Annotated in this window: 19 protein-coding genes; 2 read left to right on the forward strand and 17 right to left on the reverse strand. The window is 43.2% G+C overall.

What is annotated here, in order from left to right; all coding sequences use genetic code 11:
* Positions 1-4: 4 nt before the first annotated feature.
* From NV379_RS20540 to NV379_RS20580, 9 genes are all read right to left on the reverse strand, one after another.
* Positions 5-505 (reverse strand): flagellar protein FlgN, encoded by a 501-nt coding sequence (locus tag NV379_RS20540; RefSeq protein WP_258209220.1) that lies wholly within the window; start codon positions 503-505, stop codon positions 5-7.
* Between the two features lie 39 nt (positions 506-544).
* Positions 545-802, reverse strand: a complete 258-nt coding sequence (flgM, locus tag NV379_RS20545) for a flagellar biosynthesis anti-sigma factor FlgM (RefSeq protein ID WP_258209221.1) — start codon at positions 800-802, stop codon at positions 545-547.
* Positions 803-907: 105 nt separating this feature from the next.
* Complete coding sequence (locus NV379_RS20550; protein ID WP_258209222.1) at positions 908-1,333, reverse strand: TIGR03826 family flagellar region protein; 426 nt, start codon at positions 1,331-1,333, stop codon at positions 908-910.
* Positions 1,334-1,384: 51 nt separating this feature from the next.
* Complete coding sequence (locus tag NV379_RS20555) at positions 1,385-1,870, reverse strand: ComF family protein (protein ID WP_258209223.1); 486 nt, start codon at positions 1,868-1,870, stop codon at positions 1,385-1,387.
* A gap of 328 nt (positions 1,871-2,198) precedes the next feature.
* The gene (locus NV379_RS20560; protein WP_258209224.1) at positions 2,199-4,376 is read right to left on the reverse strand and encodes an ATP-dependent helicase ComFA; all 2,178 of its coding nucleotides are present in this window, start codon (positions 4,374-4,376) and stop codon (positions 2,199-2,201) included.
* A gap of 167 nt (positions 4,377-4,543) precedes the next feature.
* Positions 4,544-4,912, reverse strand: a complete 369-nt coding sequence (locus NV379_RS20565) for a glycosyltransferase family A protein (RefSeq protein WP_258209225.1) — start codon at positions 4,910-4,912, stop codon at positions 4,544-4,546.
* A gap of 85 nt (positions 4,913-4,997) precedes the next feature.
* On the reverse strand, positions 4,998-5,729 hold the full coding sequence (locus NV379_RS20570) for a response regulator (RefSeq protein ID WP_258209226.1): 732 nt from the start codon (positions 5,727-5,729) through the stop codon (positions 4,998-5,000).
* Positions 5,722-6,888: a sensor histidine kinase gene (locus tag NV379_RS20575; RefSeq protein WP_258209227.1), complete on the reverse strand. Its 1,167-nt coding sequence runs from the start codon at positions 6,886-6,888 to the stop codon at positions 5,722-5,724. The genes NV379_RS20570 and NV379_RS20575 overlap by 8 nt, the downstream gene beginning before the upstream one ends.
* 91 nt (positions 6,889-6,979) lie before the next feature.
* Positions 6,980-9,592: a stalk domain-containing protein gene (locus NV379_RS20580; protein WP_258209228.1), complete on the reverse strand. Its 2,613-nt coding sequence runs from the start codon at positions 9,590-9,592 to the stop codon at positions 6,980-6,982.
* A gap of 202 nt (positions 9,593-9,794) precedes the next feature.
* Here NV379_RS20580 and NV379_RS20585 point away from each other — a divergent pair, with 202 nt between their 5' ends.
* A complete protein-coding gene (locus NV379_RS20585) occupies positions 9,795-11,213 on the forward strand; it encodes an MBOAT family O-acyltransferase (RefSeq protein ID WP_258209229.1) in 1,419 nt (472 codons plus the stop codon).
* Positions 11,188-12,303 carry a hypothetical protein gene (locus NV379_RS20590; protein WP_258209230.1) on the forward strand — a complete coding sequence of 372 codons (1,116 nt, stop codon included), beginning with the start codon at positions 11,188-11,190 and terminating at the stop codon, positions 12,301-12,303. Before NV379_RS20585 ends, NV379_RS20590 begins: the two co-directional genes overlap by 26 nt.
* Positions 12,304-12,422: 119 nt before the next feature.
* Here the strand turns inward: NV379_RS20590 and NV379_RS20595 are convergent, their stop codons facing one another.
* From NV379_RS20595 to NV379_RS20630, 8 genes are all read right to left on the reverse strand, one after another.
* Positions 12,423-12,815 carry a hypothetical protein gene (locus NV379_RS20595; RefSeq protein WP_258209231.1) on the reverse strand — a complete coding sequence of 131 codons (393 nt, stop codon included), beginning with the start codon at positions 12,813-12,815 and terminating at the stop codon, positions 12,423-12,425.
* 200 nt (positions 12,816-13,015) lie between these two features.
* Positions 13,016-14,221, reverse strand: a complete 1,206-nt coding sequence (gene metK / locus NV379_RS20600) for a methionine adenosyltransferase (RefSeq protein WP_258209232.1) — start codon at positions 14,219-14,221, stop codon at positions 13,016-13,018.
* 220 nt (positions 14,222-14,441) lie between these two features.
* Positions 14,442-14,717 carry an alpha/beta-type small acid-soluble spore protein gene (locus NV379_RS20605; protein ID WP_258209233.1) on the reverse strand — a complete coding sequence of 92 codons (276 nt, stop codon included), beginning with the start codon at positions 14,715-14,717 and terminating at the stop codon, positions 14,442-14,444.
* A 225-nt stretch (positions 14,718-14,942) separates the two neighbouring features.
* Positions 14,943-15,440, reverse strand: a complete 498-nt coding sequence (locus tag NV379_RS20610) for a hypothetical protein (RefSeq protein WP_258209234.1) — start codon at positions 15,438-15,440, stop codon at positions 14,943-14,945.
* A 149-nt stretch (positions 15,441-15,589) separates the two neighbouring features.
* Entirely contained in the window at positions 15,590-19,156 is a 3,567-nt protein-coding gene (locus NV379_RS20615; protein ID WP_258209235.1) for an S-layer homology domain-containing protein, read from the reverse strand.
* A 526-nt stretch (positions 19,157-19,682) separates the two neighbouring features.
* Entirely contained in the window at positions 19,683-23,579 is a 3,897-nt protein-coding gene (locus NV379_RS20620; protein ID WP_258209236.1) for an S-layer homology domain-containing protein, read from the reverse strand.
* Positions 23,580-23,734: 155 nt separating this feature from the next.
* Complete coding sequence (locus tag NV379_RS20625; protein ID WP_258209237.1) at positions 23,735-24,865, reverse strand: glycosyltransferase family 4 protein; 1,131 nt, start codon at positions 24,863-24,865, stop codon at positions 23,735-23,737.
* A 134-nt stretch (positions 24,866-24,999) separates the two neighbouring features.
* Positions 25,000-25,788, reverse strand: a complete 789-nt coding sequence (locus NV379_RS20630; protein ID WP_258209238.1) for a WecB/TagA/CpsF family glycosyltransferase — start codon at positions 25,786-25,788, stop codon at positions 25,000-25,002.
* Positions 25,789-25,792: the final 4 nt, after the last annotated feature.

Here is a 25,792-nt window from a genome sequence, read left to right on the forward strand (position 1 = left end):
CGTGTTAAGCCTTCGCATTAAAAACACCTGCGCGAGTGCCTGTCTGCTTCTGCATAGCTGGGTGCTGATAGGTCACTTCGTTCTCAGGGGAACCGACAAGCAAATCAAGCGAATAATCGATAAACGCAAGGGACTGCTTAATCATCTCCTGATTAAGCGTATTTACTGTCTGTAATTCAGCAATCACCTTCGCAAGCGCAACTTGTGCGTCTGTAAGAGACTGCTTCTCTTCTGCTTTATAAATAATGCGAATTAGATCGCTTATCGTCACTTTCGGATTCGGATGATAACCACGTTTCACCAGATACTCCCCTAAGAAATGCAGGCGGCTCTGGTCCAGCTCCGTCATCCGTTTAATACAATTATTTTCTTTATGAATAACTCGATTTAATTCTTCAACTTCATTACGGACAAGCAGAGGGGTCTTCTCTTTGGCTAACGCAAGCAATTCTGTATGAACTTCCGTTATTTCCCCCATCACCTCAAGAAGTGCTGTAATAGACATGTTCGAAAACCCGCTCCTTTAACATTACTTTTCACCTTTTTATTTGATAAAAGGCAATAGTTTCTCCGCGATTTTGTTTGCTTCTACATGGTAAGTTCCTGTTGCAACCGATTGTTTAAGTTCAGCAATACGCTCGGTTTTATTCGTAACTTTATTTTCCAATAATTCCATTGCTTCAGGCGAAATTTGGACTTCATCCTTGCGTAAGGATCGGTTCAAACCGCTTTGTGCTTTCGCTCCACCTGCCTGTTTATATGGGTTCATCGCCCCAATACGGTGTATGTCGCTGATTTTCATGGAATTTCACCTCATCTTCCAACGAAAAAATAAATAGCCGATAACATTTAATTCTATTATCGGCACTTGGTAATGAAAACTTTATATTCGATTGTTGACAAAATGCTATCTACGATTATTAATACGATCTTGAATATTATAAGAAAGCTTCGTATCCTCTTCTGCTGCAGCTTTGCGATGCTGTTCACTCGCTTGAACTTGTTTATAATCTTTCGCTAGCTTATTCCGGCAAGAGTCGCACATCATGTTGTCACGGATTGGTGTGGAGCAGATCTCACACGGGTAAGTCATGTTCGGGTGCCCAGCAAGTGAAATTCGGCCTTCCCTCACAAATTTAGTAATTTGTTTCACAGAGACTCCCGTCACATCGCTGACTTCGTATAGGGTTGCTGTTTTCTGTTCTCTCAGGTATTTGACACAAGCGTCATATTGCTCCTCTACCTTCTGATAACAAACATTACATATATCTCTTACCCCCTTTACAAAAACACGACCACAGCTTGGGCAATTGAAAATATTCTGGAAGCCCATGCTTATCCCTCCCCTTTGACTATCAATGCATTGCATATCATTTATCGCAATTTATCGCGCCCATGTCAAGCCATATACGCTTGCAAAAGGTACACTTTCTTGAATGATCGAGGCACACTCTGCAAGTGTACTGCCCGTTGTATAGACATCGTCAATGATATAAATACGCGGCGCTGTAGTGATTGGAAGACTCGTCAATTGCTCTCTACCCACTAAATCTATTGCAAAAACATGCTGTAAATCTAGAAGTCTTTCATTCCGAGATTTTAAGCTTTGCTTCTCGGTATGCCGATTACGTAAGAGAAGAGGAACAACGGGAAGTCTGAGCTTCGCACCTAAACTTTGTGCCATTTGTTCCGCTTGATTGAATCCACGTTCGACAAGGCGGGCTGAACTGAGTGGGACATAGGTTAAGATCTCTTGGGTGCGCCGCGGTGTGGGGTCAGTTTGTTGAGTAAGTGCGTACGAATAACAAAGCATTTCTGCAAATAGATCACACAACTGCTCATCCCCACGATACTTGTAACGTGCTAGCATTTCACGCATGTCGGAGTTATATTGAACGCTGCTCCGGTTTAAGGTGAGTGGAGAATCTGTGATACGCGGACAATCGGGGCAATTCTCGTAACGACCACAACGTGAACAATGAATATCCCGAATCCACGCGAGGCTATTATAGCATCTATCGCATAAACCTAAGTGTGAGGATTGGATATGCGCTTCATTATTGCAACCCATACAGCTCTGCCCAGTTGGAGCTAATAGTTTGGGGAAATGGCGAAGCCAATTGATTGGGTTGAGGTGTTGGATGAATGAAGATGGGGGTGTGATGGGAGTGCCTCCTTTAAAGTTAATCATTGATAAGCTAGTTACTTTTCTCCTTCAAAAATCCTTGTTTTCTCGCAATCTTGTTCATGCTTTTGATCTGTGAGATAGCGGCGTACTGCGCTTTCGTGCGTTCTTTGGCGGCAAAATAGACATTTCCAGCGGGATCATCCTTCGAGCGTCCAGCTCGACCGGACATTTGAACGAGTGCCGCTTCATCGAATTGCTTGGAATCCGCATCAAGGATGAAGACATCGGTCTTCGGTACGGTGACCCCGCGTTCTAGAATGGTTGTGGTAACTAGAATGCGAATCTCACCACTTCGGAATTGTTGTACTTTCTCCGTGCGCAGGGGATCTTTGGAGGAGGTGCCTTCGATGGTTAAAGTGGTATCTAGATGTGAGGCAGTTTGTTCCGCGCCCTTAGGTGTTCGTGCATTTGATGATACTTTATGTAGAGGTACAGTATCATCTGGTGAAGCTAGATGTGACTGTACTTGCTCAGCGCTGACTGACTTTGTCGCTTGCACGGACAAATCCCCCGCCTGCAAAGCGCTGCGCAGTAGGAGCACGAGCGGTTCGACCATCGCAATGCTCGGCACGAACAAGAACAACTGCGCTCCGCGCGCAAGCGACGCGCGGAGCTTCGTCAGCAGGGCGGGCGGCACCTGCCCCGCCCGCAAAACCCGCCTCAGCGCGGGAATGGCCAGCTGCCCCGGAACGGGCAGTGGATGGCCGTGGAATCGCGCTGGCACCTTCACGTGAGGGAGTCGCCCCCTCACGCAGTCTCGCTGCAACGCCTGCGGCGGCGTTGCGGAGAGCAACAGCGTGCAGCCGCCGGGCTTGCACGCTTGATCTGCGGCGAACGCGAGCATCGGGTCGCCGTGGTAGGGAAACGCATCGAGTTCATCGATGATGACGAGGTCGTACGCCTCTCGGAAGCGAATGAGCTGATGCGTCGTTGCAATCGTGATGGGACCACTGTCCCATCGCTGTTCACTGCCGCCGTAGAGGACGACGACGGCCTGATCAGGGAACGCCCGCGCAATACGCGGCGCGAGCTCAAGCACGACGTCCCGACGGGGCGTAGCTATGAGTACCTTGCCTCCTTGAGCAAGGGTATATCCAACGAACGGGAAGATCATCTCCGTCTTACCCGCTCCAGTCACCGCCCAGATCAAGAATTGCGACTTGTTGTTCTTTAAAGATGCAGGATGTCCTCTATGAGTGGACATTAAGTTACCTCTTAACCATTCCAAGCCAGCCGTCGCTGCCGCAGATTGAGCAGGGCTTAGCCCCCAGGGTTGAAGGAAGTGTTGCATACCCATTACATCATCGCCATCAGCAACACTAACGCCTTGTTTCACATTCGCATAACTTTCATTCACTGAACAATGTCCTATTCCATTATCCAACCTTCTACCCACACCCCATATCAACACCGAGCAACTCTTCACCCTGCCCATCGTGAGACAAGCCTGACAATAGAAGCACTCCCCATGACACTCTATACAAGTCGTCTTATGAATCCGCTCTCCACTTGTCCCACATCGTTTACACGTATAGGTATGTACTTCCCTCCAGAAGTAAGGCATCTCACGCCGCTCAGACACACGCATACCCAGCTCCATAACGACATCACCCCGAAGTACAGCTAGCTGCACATACGACTTCCAATGTTCCGATAAGCCAACATCTTGTCCCATTTTACTGCACACGGTGTCCACCACTGACTGTACTTCAGACTCCAACAATGCTCGTCCTGCTAGCGCATCCACCAACATCCGATATTCATGTTCTTTCACAGGCATATGCTTTTGATCCGCTTCTAACTCTTTCTCTGCAAGCACCAGCCTCCACTTTTGCTCACGAGCAGGTAATTTACACACTCGAAGAGCAGACGATAACTGCCGCTGCAATTCGATAAGATCTTCCTCAGTTACATGTGACGACTCATATCCATACGAATGCTTCCGATCTTCCGGTGCAACTTCTTTGCTATTCTTCACATGGGAGTCAGTTCCCCCCAACGTTCCACTTCTACGCAGCTCCTCAACTAAACGCAGGGCTTGTCCATACGCAATAGAAGGCTCCAGTATCACCATGCCAAGAGGGGCATGATCACACTCGGACCTATAATGAACATCGACCCTCACATCCAGTGAGAAATGCCACGACCATCCTTCATGCAGCTTCACTGCATAACATTGAACGAGCATAGATCACCTTACCTGTGAGTTCTTTTTTAGTAACTGTTTTCATCTAACTTTAAAAAGGAATAAATAAAAGGAGTATTTTCAAATAAACTGGGGTTAAAAAACTACGTATACTTCGTGTACTGTTATATCTCTATTCAATCGTATTGTTTACGGTTTCACTTTAGCCTTTAAGCCGCGACACTCGGGCAGACGATGGCTACATCGTGGGGGTAATTACGGAAGATTTCGTCTAGAGGTGTAGGGGATGTGTGATGGTGTACCTCTAACGAATACTGATAGGCTAATCGCTCAATGATCTTCAGGGTATCGTCCGTTGAGCAGGAATCGATAACGACTGCCGAAATTGGACGTCCTCGCAGCCACGAGGAGAAGAACAATGAGCGAAGAACCCATTCCACTTGCTGTTGGTTGTTACTTGTTACGACTAACACACGCTGTGGTGAAGCTTTCTGCCACTTGCTCATGGCATAATACAGATGGATTAACGCGACACATAAACCGTAGGTGCCTACGATTAGACTAAGGCCGATCCACATGGTGTCTCCCTCCTTTGGAGCAATATATGCCGCCAAGAAGTGAGAGGTTCCGTGCTTTCTCGCATTCGAGCAACCGGTCTACGCCTTACAAGGTCACCCATCCGTACTTAATTGCTATAATAACCGCTTGTGTACGGTCATCAACTTCCATCTTTTGTAGAATAGAACTTACGTGATTCTTAACTGTCTTTTCACTTATGTAGAGGAATTCTCCGATTAACTTGTTACTCTTGCCCTCCGACATCAGTCGTAGAACTTCTGATTCACGCTTGGTCAGTGGTGAACTTGGTGCATGTACATACTTCAGTCCATTCTCACGAACGGCTTCGCCAGGTCCTACTACACCATGATCATCCAAATACGTCATACGGCGCAATTGATTAATTAGCTTGCCTGTTACTTTCGGATGAATGTAAGCATGACCTGCTACAACAGAGCGAATCGCATTGATAAGTGACTCTGCTTCCATATCTTTAAGCAAGTAACCGGACGCACCTTTGCGAAGCGTCTCGAACACATAACTTTCATCGTCATGAATGGATAGAATGATGACTTTAATATTCGGGAAAATAACCTTGAGCTTCTCTGTTGCGATAACCCCGTTTTCCTCCGGCATATTAATATCCATCAGCACAACATGTACATCATTCTGCAAAGTGTTGCACAGCTCAAGCGCTTGAATGCCATCGCCCGCTTCGCCAATGACTTCCATGTCATCTTCCATATTAATAATTCGTTTCAAACCTTCACGGAATAGTTGATGATCATCGGCAAGAATGAGCTTCACCTTATTCTTTATGTTGCTCGCATTATCCATCGGTGTTCTCCTCCTTGTTCTGCGGTCGAATCGGAATTTCCATGTTGATTTTCGTTCCTAAGTTAATTTCAGATACAATTTCCATTTTACCTTCTAACAGGTCTAGTCGCTCACGCATACCTAGAATCCCGAAATTCGTTCCATTGGTAATGATTTGTTCCGTCTTCCCTACATTGAAGCCAATGCCATTATCCGAGAATTTCACATGAATATAATCCATTCCGAATAAGAGCTCTACTTCAACGAAAGTCGCTTTAGCATGCTTAAACACATTACTAAAGGCCTCTTGGATTAATCGGAAAATCGCTGCTTCCATTCCAGATGGAAGTCGCATTTCTTTACCCTTTACTTCAAGCTTTGTCAGAATACGTGTACGCTCTTCAAAATCCTGCGCATACTTGCGCACAGCCGGAACTAAGCCTAGATCGTCCAGCGCCATCGGGCGAAGATTGAAGATCATCTTGCGGACTTCTTCCAGTCCTCCACGCACTTGACTCTTCAGCACTTGAAGCTCTTCTTTTACCACATCATATTCTTGCTTAGCAAGGAGCCGCTCTGCAATTTCACTGCGCAGCACGAGATTCGCGAGTGTTTGGGCCATGCCATCATGGATTTCTCTTGCGATTCGGCGTCTCTCTTCTTCTTGAGCCAGAATAATCTTAAGACCTAGCATCTGCCGGTTCTTCGCTGTCTCTAAGATGTGCGAAACTTCGCTTAAATCGCCGGATAAATACCCAAGTACAATGTCCATCTGAAACACAATTCGCTCTGCTCGCTGCACAAGTTTATCGGCGCTTTTGATCCTTTTTTGCAGTTCATCTCGTCTGGTACGAAGATGGTTTTCCTTCTCGCGCATCAAAGTGAGCTGGAGCTGCATTAAATTCGCATTATCGTAAGCTGTCTTGATGTCTGCTTCATGAAAACGTCTGAAATCACGGGAAACCTCCGACAGTCGTATGCGCGACCGCCGAAGGTCCAGTTCAAGCTTATCGACGAGATCAATCGTCTTGATCGCCTCGGCTTTCACTTCTTCCTGTTCTTTCATTAACTCATTACGCTCATGTCGAGCATTCTCAGCTAAATCGAAAATTTGATATTTACTACTTTCCATTACTTCTATCGCACTCTTGATGACTTGATCGATCGCATCCGCTTGCAAGGTCGGGCAGTCTCCTTCACTATAAAACTCTCATTGATCTATAGTAACATATTTCCTTATTGTTGAGACTGCCCAAAAAGAACTATTTCTTCTACTCTAGCGTAATCGTACGTGTCTCTGCATCCCAACCAACTTTCCAGTTCAGGTACTCAGACACAGCACGAAGTGGAACCATCATCAGACCGTTAATAATTTGTGGTGCAACATCATTTGTTACTTTTTTACCTGTGAAGGCAATGTCCGGATTGTTGTTCCACATTTGTACGAGCTTATCACCATACAGAATGGAAGCTCTCCAGTCATTAGGATCCCACAACACTTCACCGCCGAATGCTTCCATTACGAAACGAATTGGCACCATTGCGCGATACCCAACTTCTACAGGGGCTTGATCCAGCGTAAATGCTTTTCCATCTAGGTAAACCGTCTTCTGATCCATCGTTAATTTCACTTTTTTCTTCGGTGGTGTTGATACACCGCCCTTGTACATGAATGCAATGTCATCGATCAGCATTTGACCCTTTAGTTCACGCTCATCCGGGCTTTCAGCCGGTGTTGCTACATACACATTTTTAATTGTAAAAGGATATGTTAGGTGGTACTCTGCAAGGTTAACTTCAAGCTCTTTCCAGCCTGTCCAATCTACATTTTTCGAGATATCAATACGGTTTAAGTCGCCATCCGCATCTACTACTTCAGCACGAACCCAGTTACGGGAATTGTCACCGAATACTTTAATTTTCATTGCTTGTGGGCTGCCTTCAATTGGAGCACCATTCTTATTGTTAAAGTCTGCGTATACGGCTTTGTTGCCTGTACCATTCGTGAAATCGTAGTTGATTTCTAGACTCTTATTGCCGTTTTCTTCTTTGTGCGTTGTTACACTGCCTTCAATTTCTGCTGGGTATGTGCTGCCATTTGTTTGAACAGCTGTGTTGTCCATGTCATACCACATTTTTTCATAGCCAGAAGATAGTGTGAACATCGCTGACATGCCATCATACGTCCCAATAACTTGAATCGCTTTAACGCCATCAATGCTATCTAGCTTCATCTGACCGTCTTTGATCTCAGCCTTCGTACCTTTAACTTCCCACTTAAGAGCGGAGGAGTCTAGGGTCTTCTTACGACCTTTTTTATCCGTAGCTGTTACCGTGAACTTGTACGTTTCATTCGCTTTAAGCACTTGGTTGGACGCTGTCATGCCAAGTGATGCTATGTCACCTTTACCCATTACACGAATTTCCTTGGATTGTACACCATTGCCCACTTCAGCCGTAATTGTTGCTTTACCGACTTTGCCCGGGATGAATGTATCGCCATCGAATGTACCCATTCCGCCAGCGACTGACCATTTCTTCTGCATCGTCTCATCGACTGTAAGTGGGTTATAGTACTGATCATAACCTTCTAGTGTAAACTGAACGCGCTCACCGAGGAACACTTCACTTGGTCCTTTGAGGAACAGTGCAGCTAATGTGCCTTTAGGCGCATTTGAGAACACACCAAATCCGTTAACAACAGGTCTTTGGTACCCGCCGCCTTCAGGGGAGTTCTTAAGTGTTGGTTCTTTGTCCCCAAGTTCACGAGACACCATCTGTGTGGAACCACCGCCATCGAGATTTACTGCCTTCCATACGCCAATTTTCGCCATGAATGATTGCAATTCCGAGAAAGACATACCGTCACTGCCTGCAGCTTTATCTACTGTAATTAGGTAAGCTGTTTTCTTATCTTTGGAGTAACCAACCGCTGTACGTGCGCGATATCCATTTAGACCGGATACATCACGAGAGAAATCAGTTGCTTTACCGTTGTCTAGAAGGATGGAGTGACCACCGATCATTGTTTTAAAATAATCCTTGTCATACACCTTACTACCATCAGATGATGTTAGCTGGTAATCGACTTGAAGGGGATCGCCAATTTTGAAATGCGCTTTCGCGTATTCCCCTGCTTTACCACCTGCACGGATGATGTAACCATCTTTAGGTGCAACAATTTTGAGAACTGTATCAATCGCCATATCTTCGATAATGCCGTTACGCACGAGAATTTCCGTCGGAACAGACTTTCCATCATTCGAACGATCTTCCTGCGCCCATGCACTTGTATACAAGAACATGCCATCAATATGACTGTGTGTACCATCGTCGTACCAGTAGTACGTCTTATTCACACCGTCCAGCTTATACGTGGAACCATCTTTTGCCGTAACCGAGCCCTTGAATGCGAACTTATCAACCATAGGTTCATTGTTCTTATCAATTGCAAAAGCGTACAAACCCGTCATATTATCCGGTGTCGAAGCTATAATCTGACCCCCATTGATTTGTGGACCAATTGGCACACCTTCCGCTTGGGTGTTGAAGAAGTCACCATTAATACCAGCTACAGCGCCTGATTCCTTCGTCATACCAAGAATAGATTGCTTCTTCGTAAAGTTACCGCCCTTGCCTGTAATCGTGTCGAGCGATACATACGGATTCGTTAAATCCACTTCAATCACATTCGCTCTAGTTGTGACCGTCTTCTTATTACGCACCGACGTCCAGTTGTAATCTCTCATAACTGCGCCTGCCGTAATCATTTGGCTGTAGACCAAGTCTACTGAATCTGCTTTAGCTAGTGGGACGAAAGTCCACGTCTGACAAATCATTGCAACGGCCAAAGCACCGCTTAACACGCTTTTGCGTATTTTCATGCTGCATATCCACTCCTATTCTTTTTTTGTGCATTTGAATCTATTTCATAGAAATAGATTCATTCTATGTACGTAAACTAATAGACTCCTAAATATACCAAAAGGTTACGGTTTTAGGCACAGGAAATTATTTATAGATTTGGAAGCAGTCGTTTTACACCCAAAAACCCGAGTGATATAATACAATCCGAGAGGTGAGTTCATGCTATTTCATTCGCCAAATTTCTTGGTGTTTTTCATCCTTTTACTTATCCCGTATTTCACTTTCCGCAAAAAAAGGCTGATCCTGCTCGCCATCGCCAACGCCGTGTTTTATGGTTTCTCGGGGCTTGGCATCCTGCTGCTCTTTGTCGCGATGTGCCTCATCACCTTCGTGATTGTACATCTGATGCAGCGGCCAGGGCTCAAATGGACGTTCTGGATCGCAATTGGGCTGAATTTAGCGAATCTAATCTTTTTCAAATACAGCTTATTTATATTGACGACCGTTCAGAAGTTTGCTGGGACTGAGCTTTTGGTCACGGATTGGGCAAAGACGAGTATTGTCGTGCCGATCGGGATCTCGTTCTACACATTCGAGTTCTTGTCTTACTTAATCGATGTACGCCGCGGACATTCCACGCCAACACGTTCTTTCACGAAGTTCTGGATCTTCGTCTCGACGTTCCCGCACTTAATTGCAGGACCGATCATGCGGGGGGATGAACTCATTCCACAGCTGAATGATCTACCTAACCGTAAAATTCCGTGGGCTGATATTCAATACGGCGTCTACATGTTCATAGTCGGTCTTCTCAAGAAGGTCGTGATCGCGGATACAATTGCTGGTGTAGCAGATGATATTTTTATAAAAGGAACCGCCATGACCGGCACGGAAGCTTGGATTGGTTCGACTGCATTCGCTTTCCAAATCTATTATGATTTCTCTGCCTATACCGACATGGCTGTCGGGCTTGGCTATATATTAGGGCTTCGATTCATGAAAAACTTCGACGCACCTTATTTATCGGCAAATGCGCAAGAATTTTGGAATCGTTGGCACATGACGTTATCTCGTTGGATCAAAGATTACATCTACATTGGGCTAGGAGGTAATCGCAAAGGGGCATTTCGTACCTATGTGAACTTGTTCCTCGCGATGCTAATCTCGGGTCTATGGCATGGTGCTTTGTGGACATACGTGATCTGGGGCGCGATCTGGGGGGCATTACTTGTCATTCACAGATTATCTCTGAAGCTCAATCGTATTGAGTGGATTCATGCTTTGCGTTCGAACATGGTGTATCGTGTAATCGCCGTGTTCATCTTCTTCCAAGTGACGATCTGGACATGGGTATTCTTCCGGGCGCACAGCATGACTCTAGCCCTAGATATGACTCGCAAAATGTTACATCCGAGCAGCTGGCTTGCAGTCGTGCAAACGCCAGCATTCATCTGGATCTGCGGACTGTTCCTGCTGCATATCCTAGAGATGTTACTGCGTAAGTATGAAACGAAAATTGGACGCTTCTGGACGAAAGTTCCGTTCCCAATTCGCAGCATCTTCTATCTGTGTCTGCTTCTTACGATTATCTACTACATGAAGGGGGAGAAATATGGGTTTATCTACTTCCAATTCTAACAACAACCCCCAAGGTCATGAGGAGCTCGCTGAGCGGGCAGTATCGCGGATGGACAAGCATGGTAAGAAACAGGGTGTAAAGAAGAAAATTGCATGGGGGATGATCGGTTTTCTGATACTCTTAGTACTCAGTGAAATCTTCATCTTCCGCAACATGAACTTCTATGTACCAGAGAAGAAATTTATAGCCCAATTTGCAGAAATTGAACATTCCTTTCAATCCACGAATCATGAAGCAATCAACACCGCCATATTCGGAGATTCACAGAGTATTGATGGACTTAGACCTGAGATGCTTGCGAAGGCTACAGGTATGAATCCCGAACAATTGTTTAACTTTAGTCTATCCGGTGGTAAGGCGTTCGAGATTTACCATACGTACTTGAAATACAAAGATCAGATGCCGAACTTGAAGCAAGCTATTGTCGTCGTCAATGAGCATCAGATCAATAATGCGACTCCGAAGATCGAGCAGCAGCCCATGTTCCGCTATTATGCGGGTCTAACAGATCGCTTCAAAGTGATGAACATGGACAACTACGGTGACTTGCTCGTTGGGTACGCTCTGAAGTCGTTCGACCTGCGCAGCAGCTGGACTGGCATCTTAGATAAAGCGTTAGAGTCTCAGAAGGAAAATACGGAAGGCTCCACTCCGAAGAAGAAAATCTCATTCGACGTTCCGTTCTATCCGCTCGGTCTTGCACCTAAGCCAGATGGCGGTGGCGATCTGAGCGAGAAATGGGCTAAAGATTCTGTTGATCGCTGGATGGAATTCTATGATACGAATGGGATTCTGACCGATTCACTTGAATCGCTTGTACGCGATTTGCGTTCGCAAGGAGTGAAAGTAACGATCTTGCAGATCCCTCGTACACCACAGTTTGAGGATTATATGCGAAGTAAATATGCAGCGCAGCAACAAACCTTCCACGAGAAGGTTCGCGCAATTGCTAACCGCAATGGAGCAGAGTTTGAGATCATCTCGGCTGAAGGCTTGGATGTGAAGGATAATTTCCGCGATGTAAACCATTTGAACTCTCGCGGTGCGCAGTGGCTTAGCAATCTCGTTGCAGAGCATTGGCTTAAGTAAAGATATAGAGGAAGCAGAAGAAGCACACTTCGAAGGGACTTGTCCAATCGAGAGTGTGCTTCTTTCATATGGGGCTTACTTATATTGTAATTTGATTGTAAGAAGGATTCTCTAAATTACTAAGTTAAGAACTCGATCAATTGTTGTTTCTTTTGTTGATTTCGCTCATGAGCAACTTCAAGGCGCTTCACAGCCTCATTCGTCTCAAGAACAGCTTGTGAAACTTGATCTAAACTAACTTTCATCGATCGTTGTTCATCTTTGATTACTTTGATATCCTCTTTCATCGATGTGATATCTTCTTTCATCACCTGCTGTTCAGCTTTGATCGACTGGATATCCTCTTTCATTACCTGTTGCTCAGCTTTAATCGCCACGATGTCTTCCTTGATCGTTACGATATCTTCTTTCACCGATCTGATGTCATCTTTCATCGAAGCAATATCTTCTCTGATCGGTTTCAACGCATCTTGAACAACTTCTTGTAGCATTTCCTTTAACTCGTTATTCACGCCATACCCACCTCCTATATGTACATCTTCTTGTCCATTATAACACAAACGTTTGTTCTGTATATTGAAATCATTCCCATAATATTATTTAACTAATCTATTTTCCAATCCTTATTATGATCTATTATAAACCAAATCCAACCCTATTTTTACATGCAAAAAAGCCCGAGAACGAATGTCTCAGGCTTATTAATGATATCCTATTGAAGAGCGTCAGCTTTAAGCGCATCTGCTTTGTCTGTACGTTCCCATGGAAGATCCACGTCTGTACGTCCAAAGTGACCATATGCAGCTGTTTGCTTATAGATCGGGCGACGCAAGTCAAGCTCACGAATAATGCCCGCTGGGCGCAAGTCAAAGTGTTTGTAGATTAGCTCAACCAATTTGTCTTCGCTAACTTTTGCTGTACCGAATGTATCAACAGAAATCGATACCGGTCTAGCAACACCAATCGCGTAAGCAAGTTGTACTTCACAACGATCAGCAAGGCCTGCAGCTACGATGTTCTTCGCTACATAACGAGCAGCGTAAGCACCAGAGCGGTCAACCTTCGTTGGATCTTTACCGGAGAATGCGCCACCACCGTGACGAGCATATCCACCGTAAGTATCAACGATAATCTTACGTCCAGTTAAACCAGCATCCCCTTGAGGACCACCGATTACGAAACGTCCAGTTGGGTTAATGAAATACTTCGTATTCTCATCCAAGAATTTCGCAGGAACGATTGGATTAATAACGTGTTCCTTGATATCCTTCTGGATTTGTTCCAATGTGATTTCTTCCGCATGCTGTGTGGACACAACAATTGTATCTACACGTACTGGCACATCGCCTTCATACTCAACAGAAACTTGAGTCTTACCATCAGGACGTAGGTATGGAAGTGTTCCATTCTTACGAACTTCAGCCAAGCGGCGTGCTAGTTGATGGGACATGGAAATTGGAAGTGGCATTAGTTCGGGCGTTTCATTTACTGCATAGCCGAACATTAAGCCTTGGTCACCTGCACCAATCGCTTCGATCTCAGCGTCAGACATGTTGCCTTCTCTAGCTTCAAGAGCTTGGTTAACACCCTGTGCAATGTCTGGTGATTGCTCGTTAAGCGATACCAATACCGCACAAGTCTTATAGTCAAAGCCAAACTTCGCTCGTGTATAGCCAATATCCTTAATCGTATCTCTAACGATAGATTGAATATCCACATATTCCGATTGGGATGTGATTTCTCCGATTACCAGTACTAAGCCTGTTGCTACAGAGACTTCACACGCAACACGAGCATTCGGGTCATTCTTAAGAAAAGCATCAAGTACAGAATCAGAGATTTGATCACAAATTTTATCCGGATGTCCTTCAGTTACAGACTCGGATGTAAATAAACGTCGACCGCGTTCAAGCGTCATTAGTATCGACCTCCCCAGATCAAGTATAGTATATGCAAAAAGACAAAAAATGAACCTTTTCCGATCGGAAAAGGTTACAGGTATGACCTTCAAGAAAACATATTACGTGATTTGTCGATCTCTGTCAATGTAATAAATTCTGAAAATGATGTCAATTATTTGGCATAGCCTAAACCCTGACCACGTCTGGGAAAGTCCTTACTTTATGACGCTGTATTTCTTAAAGAGTAAATAACGTATCTTCTGCCTGCTGGATCAAGCGCTTCGTGATAGATCCACCAATGTACCCCATGTCACGTGAGGAATAGTTACCCCAGTAGCTCTTACCACTTACTGCACCACCACTTGGAGCAGCTCCAAGCTCGGAAGCAAATTCAGAATGAACATCACCAAGTCCTGCTCCACCACCGTACAAGCCCATCTCCGCTGCGAACTCATGCTTCATTGCGTGCAATGCCTTCTGACACCCAGGTACCAATTGTCGATTTCTAGCCATAATTGTAATGCCTCCTTCATAGATGAATTACATTTATTATGGCTAGTTCCGATCTTCTCACCCGAATAACAATCTGTTAATACGGGTAAAATTTATGTGACTAAGACATAAAGATGCCCAATATCTAGTTCATCCTGATGTCTTTACCATGTAAGTTCATCCGTGCATGATCAATATATTGGGCAATACTATATGTAGATTATATATGTAGTTATAAGACCAAGCTTACTTTATCGTGTAGCCACCACGTACCATAATGAAGATATCGCCAGTATTCTTCGCATCTGGCTTCACACCACGTCCATCACGTGGGAAGACAAGCAAGTGATTCAGCTCTACAGGAGCCCCAGGGTTCAAGTCCTTGCCACTAGTCACATCTGGAATACTCTCTCCATCCGTACTCACCGCAACAAGCTTACCACGACGCACAATCACCTCAGCGCCAGCCTTTGCAAGCAAAGTCTGTCCAGCTTTCAATTGTACGACTTTAAGTTCTGTAGATCCTCCACCAGTTGATGTCGAATCTCCTGCAGTATTATTACCTCCTCCACCTGCTAGAGCTTTGGTTACTTCGTCCTTCACTGCCTTCTGTACATTCTGGTCAAAATAGCTCTTCGTAATCATCGGATCGTCAACAGAACCAGGAACTGGTGCGTTCGCGTTGGCTGTTGATACAAAGGATAGCGATGAAACAAGAGCTAAGGTTGCTATGTATTTTTTCATGGGTCACCTCGGTTGTTAGGATAAGGTAATTGTAATGGAGATTTGGGGATTGGTCAAAGAATCAAAACCCAAAAATAAAAAAGTGCAGTTAATCTCTATAAGAGATTACTGCACTTTCCTACATACTGATCTAAATATTAGTTACAGTATTATAATTTAACGTTAGTAGCATCTAAAAGAACTACGTATGAATCTGATGCAAGACCGTTTCCAGCATCCTTAATTCTAATTTCAAAATTAAGGCCACTAGTAGCATTAACTTCTTGTGCTGTTACACCAGTAAGTGTAGTCCAAGTATAGTCAACGTTTGGAACTTGAACTGTAGGCACTTGGCGATACTCATATACAACATTAGCAGTTAATCCAGTGATATTAGTAGTACCTACAGCAGTACCTTGTGCCAATGTAACAGAAGGAGCTGCTGCTAATTTAATATCAGTTAGAGATACAGTGTGTGTACCAATTGCGTTAGCTGGTTTACCATTTGTTTCTGCTTTTACTTTGTACTCGATAACAGTACCTGGCGCTACATTTAGTACCAATGCTGCTGGTACTTCGATCCAAGCACCACCATTTACACGGTAAACATCTGTTCCAGCTGTTAAACCAGTAATAGTAGTTGCACCTACAGTTGCTCCCTTAGCGAAACTTGCTGTTGGAGCAGCGACTGCTTTGATGTCAGTAGCTTTAACAGTGAAAACTTTTGGAGTGCTTCCAGGTGTAGTACCTACTGGTGCATAACGAACTTCAAGTGTATCACCAATGTTTGCAGGAACATCTACAGAAGTTGTAGTAATAGTAGTCCAACCATTAGCATCATAGTTCAAACGGTATTCCATTGCTGTAGTTACACCATTGATTTTTACCTGACCAGCAGTAGTACCTTGTGCCAATGTAGGTGATGTTGGTGCAACTGGTACAGATACATACTCAAGATTTGTTTCGTATGTGCTTGATTCAGCAGCTTTATTACCTGCTAAGTCAGCAATGTATCCAGCGTTAGCTTTAACTTTTACAGAGTATTCTTTCGCACCAGAAACAGCATCATTTACAGTAATTGCAATTGTATTACCAGTTACTACTGCTGTGTCTAGTTGAGTTGTAGGAACAACTCCACCACCATTCAATCTTGTTACAACTAGATCCTCTTTGTAGAAAGATCCAATACCAGAACGAAGGTTTTCGCTGAATGTTAAGTAGATAACATTACCGGAGTTTGCTAATTTTCCATCCGGAGTCGTTACTCTTACTTCTGGTTTTACTGCATCAAAGATATCAGCAGTGATTGCTACACCGCTACCAATTTGATTACCAGTAGTTGTTGTAATTGCATTGTTAGCTTTTACAACAAGCGCATTAGCTGCAACATAAGTTGAATTGGAATCATTAAGTTTCAATGTAACTACGTTACCATCAACTTCAGTACCTACGATGTCACGACCAGCAACTGTGAAGTCGGAAGCACGAACAACACCAATAGGTTGGTTGAATTTAACTTTAATTAAGTTCTTCTCAGTCAATACTGCATGGCTGTTACCGTACTTGGAAGTGTCATATGCTGCAAGACCAGCATTAACTTGTGCTAATGCGATTCCTACACCTTGACCTTGAAGTGGGTTACCAGCAGCATCTCTTACACCTACAACTTGGATTTCACTTACGGAACCTGCAACACCATTAGCAGTGAAGGTTACTTTCATGTCTCCAATGTATTGTGGAAGAATGATGCGAACTGCTTTACCGTCTTGAACTGGAGTAACTTCTGTTCCTTCAGGCAAGTTTTTGAATCCACCGTTGTACTTAATTAGGTAGTTACGGGAATCGTTAATTGTAGCTAGATCCATTTTCTTACCATAGTTGATGTAGATTGTTCTTTCAGCACTATTAGCAGAAACGCTACCAGTACCAATTGTTGGAGCAGCCTCATCAGCTAATTTAATGCTTGTTTCATAATCTAACATCATGTTTTTAAGAGCAGTTTTGTCTTGAACGCCAGATACTTTAATTGTGTTTGTACCTGCTGTCAAGTCTTCGAACAACTCAACTTCAAACACTTTGTAAGAATAATCACCTGCAGCGCGTGTTACTGAGCGAATTGAAAGAACGTCACCATCGCTGTTTTTCACTGTGAAGAACTTCTTATCAGCAGCATCAACTGGCTTGCTGAATTTAACAGTGATTTTCTTAGGTGCAGCTGTGCTAGCTTTAACGTCAACAACCTCAGGACGCACTTTATCAACTTCTGCATTTACTTTAACTTGAGTTTCAGTAATTGCATTACCGGAGTAGTCTTTAACGCCTTCTACGAATAGGATTGTTTCAAATCCTGGTAGTGGGTTAGCAGTAAAGTCAAACTCATATTTGTTAGCAGCGATCTTTCTAACAAGACCTGCTTTCTTCTTGGAATCACCATTCTTCCAGTATACGTTGGAAGCTGCAACTGTTGTGGAATCCACTTCTTCACTGAAAGTTACTACTGCTCTTTCAAGAGTTGCATCAACATTAGTTACTGTTGGAGCTGTTTTATCTTCAACTACTTCGAATTTGTGCTCTGTGCTCAAAGATTTCAAACCGAAGAAATCAACAACACCAGATACAGTAATAGTGTGTTCACCAACTGTTAGGGAACCATCATATGGAGTCAAGATGATTTCACGAGTGCCTTCACCACTTGGTGCGCCATAGAAAGTTTTACCATCAATTTTGAAGCTACCTACTGGAGCTTTTTCAACTGGCTCAGAGAACACAACTTTTAGAGCTTTTGTTCCCAAGTTTTTAACTTCTACAACAGTTGGCAATGTGTTGTCAATTGGTGTGAAAGCAACATTCTTAGTTTCTACAATGTTATTACCTGCTTTAATATTGCTAACGGACAATTTGTTTGCCGTTTGGTTGGATAGTCTACCTTCAACTGTCAATCTTACTGATGTTCCATCAGCATTCAATTCAGCAGAGTATACTTTACCAGAAGACAAGGAATAGTTATCTTTGTTTTCTGCACTTGCTTGATCTACTTTACCGTTGAATTTAACTTCAACTTCTTTTAAGTTTTCAGCAGTTACTGCTTCAACTTTAGTAGCTTGGCTCTTAGCTGCGATTGCTGCTTGAGTAGCTGCAACACCTTTAGCTAGTTCGTAACGAGTAGCTTTATCAGTACCACCAAAAGTACCATCTGCTTTAGCTACCAACAATTTGTATTTAACAGCTGTAGCTACATAACCTTGAGCCCAGTCGGATACAGTTTTGTCAGTTCCTTTAGCGCCTTCAGCTTCTTTCTTAGCGTCTGCACCAAGTGCACCAACCAAGAATACTGCCAAGTGCTCTTTGCTAACTTCGTCAGCAGGTGAGAACGTATTAGGAGTTGTTCCATTACCATTCGCAACTTTTGCTTTGTAAGCTGCTTCTATGTAAGGAAGTTCTGGAGCATCTTCTTTAACGTCTGCAAAAGAGCTAGTCTTAGCATCAGCAGTCAATTTCAATGCTTTGGAGATTGCTACTGCGAACTCGGAACGCTTCATGTTGTCGTCAACGCCGAATTTGCCATCGCCTTTACCTAAGAAGATACCGTCTTTGATCAATTGATCGAAGATTGCTTTGTCAGCTGCGGACAATTTGGACAGATCAGAGAAATCTGCGCTAGTCGCTGCAAGAGCTGCTGTAGAGAATGCGGATAATGCCATAGTAGTTGAAAGAATTACGGATAAACTTTTTTTCATAACCTTTTTTTCTCCTCCTTGAGTTGCGTTTAAATTTAATTTTTTATTGGAATTATGAGAGCTCGTAGTACTCATTGTCGATTCACCCCCTTTCCAGAGTAAGAGCGTTTAATTATATACACTAATATTCATGTGTGGTTAACACCACCAAGAATCTAGTAACCAAATAGATAGAAAAGTAGACACGGATGGTGTCACCTTACACATTATACAACGCCTACATACTGACGTAAAGTACATAATTGTGAAATCATGCCAATTTACGCGATTATGAAGCTATTTTCCTTATGTTTTTTTCATGTATGTTATCTTAAACGCAAGTTTTCCGTAAAAGTTGCGCGATCATGAAAAAAAGTTTTTTCGCCAAATTTCTATGTATGTAGTGTCATATTATGTAATCTATTGATACCTATGCCCTAAGTATACAAGTCTTGGGCATAAACGTCATTATCAAAGTTTTTCCAATTTGAAAAGATTTACAATGAAAAGTGCGGTTTGGTTAGAACCGCACTTTGTGGATCTTCAATTATTTAGGAATTCTACCTTCGGACTTCATTACTTTCGTAACAATCATAGCTGCCTCAGCACGCTTAAGTGGCAATTCACCATCAAAGCGATATGTTGGCTTCTTCTGACCTGGTACGATAGCATTCTCAATACCCATCATAAAGCCTGCCTTGGATACGGCTTCAACAGATGTTCTAGCATAACTATCAATTAGAAGCGCATCTGTATACAACTTCACCAGGTTAGCTGTTGTCTTATCAATGTCACTACTTAGCTTCATTTCCTTGACTCTAGCGATCATTGCAGCTGCATCTTGTCTGGAGATTGGATCTTCTGGGTCGAACTTATTGTTACTGCCCCCACGAATAATACCAGCTCGCGCTGCTGTCTCAATATACTTGTACTCGAATAAATTACCGTAGTTCACCGACTTAGAAACATCAGAGAATGTACCTGGACCACTGTAGTTAAGTGGAACATCAAACACCTTCACAAGAATTTGTGCGAACTCACCACGTGTAATGTTAATGTTTGGGTCAAATGCGTTAGGCATACTATTGTGCATTATACCTTTCGCATACATCATATCTAGTTCATTACGAGCCCATGAGTGCCCTGTAATATCATCATAGCTCTTATACGTGTACATGACTTGGTAATAGCCAAATTGATCGAATGGAACTGTAATTGTATTGTTCTTCTTATCTACTACTCCACCAATATTGGACCAGCCCATTTGTGCTGCACCATTTAGGTTCTCGTAAGGACCAAAATGGAACACCGTTACGTACTTCCAAGCTTCTTCACGAATATTAGGATCATACTGAAGTGTGATTTTACCACGCTGAGTAGGTACAACGTTACCGTTCATATTAAAACGACTATAATACTTCGGATTGTTATAGGAGTAAGGATCATTACCAGTACCTTTTAGCGCACTTGCATAATACTTATCTCGAATCATACCTGTCTCTGCTTCTTCTGGAATGTAACCAGCATCAATGAAGTACAGATCACTTGCTTCTTTAAACATATCACGCTCTGTCTTCGAGTTAATGATTGATCCAAAGTAGCTGTCTGTTCCATACTTTACTTTATCTACTCGACCATCTGTCTCATCCGCAATACCAATATAAACCTTACGGTCTGTTGTTTGGAACTGTTCTTTGTATTTATCATCTGGCTTGAAACGCATTAGCTTCGTATCCTTAGGGAAATCAAGCTTAACGGCACCACTAAAGACATTGATCTTATTGCTCATTGGTGTTAATACTTCTGTGCCTTGAATACCACTTTCTAAGTAGTTCAAGACAAAGCTGCCATTAATCTTCTCTTTTCCACGATTCACTGTAAACTTAATGGAGTTCTTACCCTTCTTAAGTTTCGTGACTGTGTATTGGAAGTGATCTGAAAGACCTACACGAGTTGCAGGATCTTTGCCAAATAAAACGGAGTCTGCACCTTCTGCCTTAATTTCAATGTTGTAGAAGTTAGATTTGATGTTTGCAAACCACTCATCTTTATCTCCCTTTACAAGTACAGGGGAAATAATTGTATATGGTAGTGGTTGTCTTGTAATTGTAACATTCTTAAGAACACTGATATTTGTCTTGTTGTCTACTACTTTAAGCTCGAAATCGGTATCACCGGTTGGAGCTAGAGCGATTGGATTGATGGATAGTGTACTAGTTGTACCATCCCAAACTTGATTACCGAACAAACGTACATTATTACTAAAGCTATCTGACGGCACTCCGTTATCAACTTTTAAAGTATGTCTATGCGTTATTGGTTTATTATCTCGATCCCTAGTGTTAATTGTTAACGAAACCGTATAGTTCGCAGGGTCACTCACCGAGAACTTCGCCTTCATCTCTGCCTTATCCTCACTAGTAAAATAAGAATCGGCGCGTTTACCTGCATTAAACCAAGCTATTGGTTCTGGTGTAAACGAAATAATTTCAGGGGCACTAGTTGAAATTAGGATGATATTGTATGAAGCAGTACGTACTTTCTTATCATTAACATAAATATCAAACTTCACTTCATTCATGCCTTGTTGGAAGAGCTTAGTTGGATCACCTGCACTACCCGTATTAAGGCTATTTGCAGCTGCAACTTTACTTAATAACAACTGGATATTGTTTTTCTTTCCGCTAATATCTACATAATCACTATTCGTATCCAGCTTGTAGCCTTTTCCATTAATGAATATTTCAACTCTACTACCTGCAATTGTAGGATCAAAATTCGCTACTTTACCAGATAGCGCTGGACCTGTTACTCCAGGTACGACTAAATCTTGAACACTTGAAATCCGATACCCCGTATTACCTGGGCTTGTAATTTGGTTCATTACTAGGTATGGGGAGACACTTAAATTAAGTTTGTACTCCTTCACAAACCCATTAGAAGAGCCCTTTGGCGTTACCTTCAATGACTTTACACTTTCAGATACATTATCAATAGTATACTTGAACACATTATAAACTGTCCCTGTAACTGGATCAGTTACCGGAGTAGATGCAGAAATTGTTTCGGAAGGTTTCCCATTAAAGTCTACAGTCACTGAAGTGGTTGCTGAATTAGCATAGAATCTCAATTCAGTTGGTAACTCCACAATCTCATTCAACGTGTCCTCAGACATTTGAAGCAACGTATCAGAGTCATCTTTACCCTTGCCCACATAAATCATCGCACGATCAATATTTGGCGTATTCTTATCTGCATATTGGAATGTATAGCTAGATTCAACTGCAGGAATTGATCCATCCGTACTTACTTTAAAAATAAAGGATAGCTTCTGCGTTTGTTTAGTCCCATCTAATTGAATAGCTTTGGCAGGATAATCAAATACTGCATAGTTATCCGGAACTACAGTCTGAGCATTAGCAAGATTCAGCGCTACTGTACCGACCGACGTTCCATTAATCTGTACATCCACTGTATCATAGCGAAGCGCACCAGATGCACGATCAATATCTACCTTCAACTTTGATTTAACCAATTGATCTTTAATTGTTGCACTCACATCATCAACAATATCACGATATGCACCAGTTGCTTGATCTGCAATCTGAACACTGAAAGCGAATGGCTTTCCATTATCATAAATGACTTTCTTTGTCTCATAAGCTTTAATTGAATTGTTAGACGCAATAAAATCAATCCGGTTATCGCCTGGCGTTAAGCAGAGGCTTCTTGCTGATGAATCACATCCATTACTTGACTTTGTCTTGTCCGTAATTAAGAAATGGAATACATTTGTAATCTTATTCTGGTTTCCAACGATCCCATTACCACTGCCATTCACATAGGCTGTTACATCGTTTGCATTGACAGCAGTTACATCCAATGAAAGATCAGTAATTGGGGGATTCTGGAATAATCCTTCACGGTTAACTGGGAATATCTTACCTTCTACGAATGGTTCACTTGCAATCTTAAAGTTGGACATTCCTGTGTTCGGGCTGTAGTGAATCCAACCTGGAGCAGAAGTAATGACATTACCTTCACCAACTTTGAGCACCACTTTGTTCAAGCCTTCTACCAATCTAAGGTTCGTAATGGTGACTTGGGTATTCCTCGGATTAAAAACAATATTCGGTGCTTTCTCAACACTCGTAATACCTCGTGTATAATCGGTTACTTCATAATAAATACCTTTTGCTTGAGATGCCGATATTCCATCAATATCCGCAATCAAGGAAAACGTAGAACTACTAGTACGTGTCACTTGATTCAAATCTTGTGGATGCTGCTTGATCAATCCGTCCACTGTTTCTGTTCTTGTCCCTGTGTACACATTCTTCAGCACAATCGTCTGCGCAGCGTACGCAGATAATGGCGGTAATAATGTAAATATAAGAACCGCTGCCAGCATGACATTCATAATCTTCTTCATAGAATGTTTCAAAATTTGTTCCTCCTTGCATGAGTAGTCGCCTGAGGCGTATAGTTTATTCTTTTATCGGTACAATCAACTGGAAAATGAATAACTTTCAATTCTTTGTAACAAAAAAACTCACTTCCGCTTGGAAGTGAGTTTCGCTTTATTTTAATAAGAAACGATTAGTTCGATTTCGTAATCTGATCTGGCTTGGATACTTGCTTCGAGAATAGACGTTGCAATAGGTTAAGCACGGGCTTGCGGCTCTTGGAGATGAGGCCGATTGCTTCTGCGCCTAGGACGATAACAGCAAGTAGTAATGCAATGATAACTGCTGTACCCCATTGTGTCGATTGTGCGAGCAAGATGGAACATACGATGGCACTTAGTGCGAATACGCAAGAGATCCCATAGATGATCCACACGGTTGCGCGATGAGAGAATCCAAGCTGCAAGAAGCAATGGTGCAGATGGCTCTTATCTGGCGCTGAGATCGGTGTCTTGTTCACAATACGACGCAAGATTGCGAATGCTGTATCCGATAGCGGTACGCCAAGAATCAAGATTGGAATGATCAAGGATACGACGGTTGCTTGCTTAAATCCTAAGATGGATAGCGTAGCAAGTGCGAATCCTAAGAATAAGGAACCGGAGTCGCCCATAAAAATCTTAGCAGGGTGAATGTTGTAGAACAAGAATCCTACGATCGCACCTAGTAAAATCACGCTGAGAAGCGCTACGGTAACACCTGTGGAACTTGGAATAATGATGGCAAGCACGAGGATCGTTGTTGTTGCGATACCCGATACCCCTGCGGATAAACCATCAAGTCCGTCTATTAAGTTAATGGCATTGGAAACTCCAATGATCCAAAGAATGGTGACAGGGATAGAGATCCAATCACTATGTCCAATGTATTCTCCGATAAATGGCAAAGAGCTAAGATCGATAACAAGTCCGAATGAAACGACAATAATGGCTGCAATTAGTTGACCTAACAATTTGTAACGAGGCGATATTTGAAAACGGTCATCGAGTGCGCCTGTAAGTACGACAACGCCGCCACCTAATAGTAGCGCTAGCCCTGCTTCCGGGTTATAGGAATCGAGCACAGGTGAGATGACAAAATAGGCTCCGACAAACGCTAGGAAGATCGCAAGTCCCCCAAGTCTAGGCATTATTCTTGAATGCACCTTACGTTCGTTAGGCGCATCTACAGCTCCAACGCGGAAGGCAAACCGCTTCACAAGCGGTGTCAACAGCAGCGCAATCGCGCACGCCACGACAAACCCTATTAAATATAACCCATACATGTTAATTCCCTCACTGCCCCTCTAATCTCAATCACTAGTCATGCGACCACATTATACTCCTATCCACTATGAAAAATCCACCCTCATTTTTCACAAAAGATTACATCAAGACCGATTATTGTGACAAATCGCTTCTATTTCAGCACTTTATCTCGATCTTTCATGACTTTAAGAGCAAATTTCGGAAGTAGAAGCATCCTTTTGTAACGCCAAGGCTCTTGAAGCAAGCGGTAGAACCATTCCATGCGCAACTTTTGAAAGAACTTCGGTGCACGCTTAAGTTTACCAGAGAGAACGTCGAACGAGCCGCCGACCCCCATAATGACAGGTACACCTAATGCTTCTTTATGCTGAGCAATCCAAGGCTCTTGAGTTGCAGCCGAACGACCGACAAGCAGGATGTCAGGATTATGGGCGCGAATTTCGGCAATCACCTCAGCATCTTCTTCGCTGCCGAAGTAACCATTGCGCACTCCAACCATATCAATAGCTGGAAAATCGCGCTTCAGCCTTGCTGCTGCTGCTTCAATGACTTCTGTGGAGGCACCAACTAAATACACTTTCCAGCGCTTCGCTTCGCCTGTACGCATTAACTCCTGCACCAGATCAAACCCTGCTACCCGCTCTTTCACGGGTTGCCCTACATGATTCGCTGCCCATACTACGCCTGCTCCATCGGGAACGACGAGGTCAGCTTTGCTCATCATGTTGTGGTAAGTCGGATTGTTCAGCGCCTCCATCAGCATGATGGGATTAGCTGTAATCACTTGATGCGGTGTATGCGCTTCGATCACGCTCGTTAAATATGCGACTGTCTCTTTCATATCCATTCGAGAAACAGGTACGCCATAGAGGGAGACGACCGGCACTTTAGCGATTGCTTGAGTTTGTATACTTGATTGAGATTCATTGTGTTGTGTCATTTAT

The organism is Paenibacillus radicibacter, from assembly GCF_024721995.1.
Classification (GTDB): domain Bacteria; phylum Bacillota; class Bacilli; order Paenibacillales; family NBRC-103111; genus Paenibacillus_AM; species Paenibacillus_AM radicibacter.

Bases quoted from the DNA above. Each gene is read 5' to 3' on its own strand.
- NV379_RS20630 (WP_258209238.1), bottom strand. From the start codon at position 25,788: ATGACACAACACAATGAATCTCAATCAAGTATACAAACTCAAGCAATC.
- NV379_RS20555 (WP_258209223.1), bottom strand. From the start codon at position 1,870: ATGCTAGCACGTTACAAGTATCGTGGGGATGAGCAGTTGTGTGATCTA.
- NV379_RS20590 (WP_258209230.1), top strand. From the start codon at position 11,188: ATGGGTTTATCTACTTCCAATTCTAACAACAACCCCCAAGGTCATGAG.
- NV379_RS20610 (WP_258209234.1), bottom strand. From the start codon at position 15,440: ATGAAAAAATACATAGCAACCTTAGCTCTTGTTTCATCGCTATCCTTT.
- NV379_RS20565 (WP_258209225.1), bottom strand. From the start codon at position 4,912: ATGTGGATCGGCCTTAGTCTAATCGTAGGCACCTACGGTTTATGTGTC.
- NV379_RS20585 (WP_258209229.1), top strand. From the start codon at position 9,795: ATGCTATTTCATTCGCCAAATTTCTTGGTGTTTTTCATCCTTTTACTT.
- flgM (WP_258209221.1), bottom strand. From the start codon at position 802: ATGAAAATCAGCGACATACACCGTATTGGGGCGATGAACCCATATAAA.
- metK (WP_258209232.1), bottom strand. From the start codon at position 14,221: ATGACGCTTGAACGCGGTCGACGTTTATTTACATCCGAGTCTGTAACT.
- NV379_RS20560 (WP_258209224.1), bottom strand. From the start codon at position 4,376: ATGCTCGTTCAATGTTATGCAGTGAAGCTGCATGAAGGATGGTCGTGG.
- NV379_RS20570 (WP_258209226.1), bottom strand. From the start codon at position 5,729: ATGGATAATGCGAGCAACATAAAGAATAAGGTGAAGCTCATTCTTGCC.
- NV379_RS20615 (WP_258209235.1), bottom strand. From the start codon at position 19,156: ATGAAAAAAAGTTTATCCGTAATTCTTTCAACTACTATGGCATTATCC.
- NV379_RS20540 (WP_258209220.1), bottom strand. From the start codon at position 505: ATGTCTATTACAGCACTTCTTGAGGTGATGGGGGAAATAACGGAAGTT.
- NV379_RS20625 (WP_258209237.1), bottom strand. From the start codon at position 24,865: ATGTATGGGTTATATTTAATAGGGTTTGTCGTGGCGTGCGCGATTGCG.
- NV379_RS20550 (WP_258209222.1), bottom strand. From the start codon at position 1,333: ATGGGCTTCCAGAATATTTTCAATTGCCCAAGCTGTGGTCGTGTTTTT.
- NV379_RS20605 (WP_258209233.1), bottom strand. From the start codon at position 14,717: ATGGCTAGAAATCGACAATTGGTACCTGGGTGTCAGAAGGCATTGCAC.
- NV379_RS20580 (WP_258209228.1), bottom strand. From the start codon at position 9,592: ATGAAAATACGCAAAAGCGTGTTAAGCGGTGCTTTGGCCGTTGCAATG.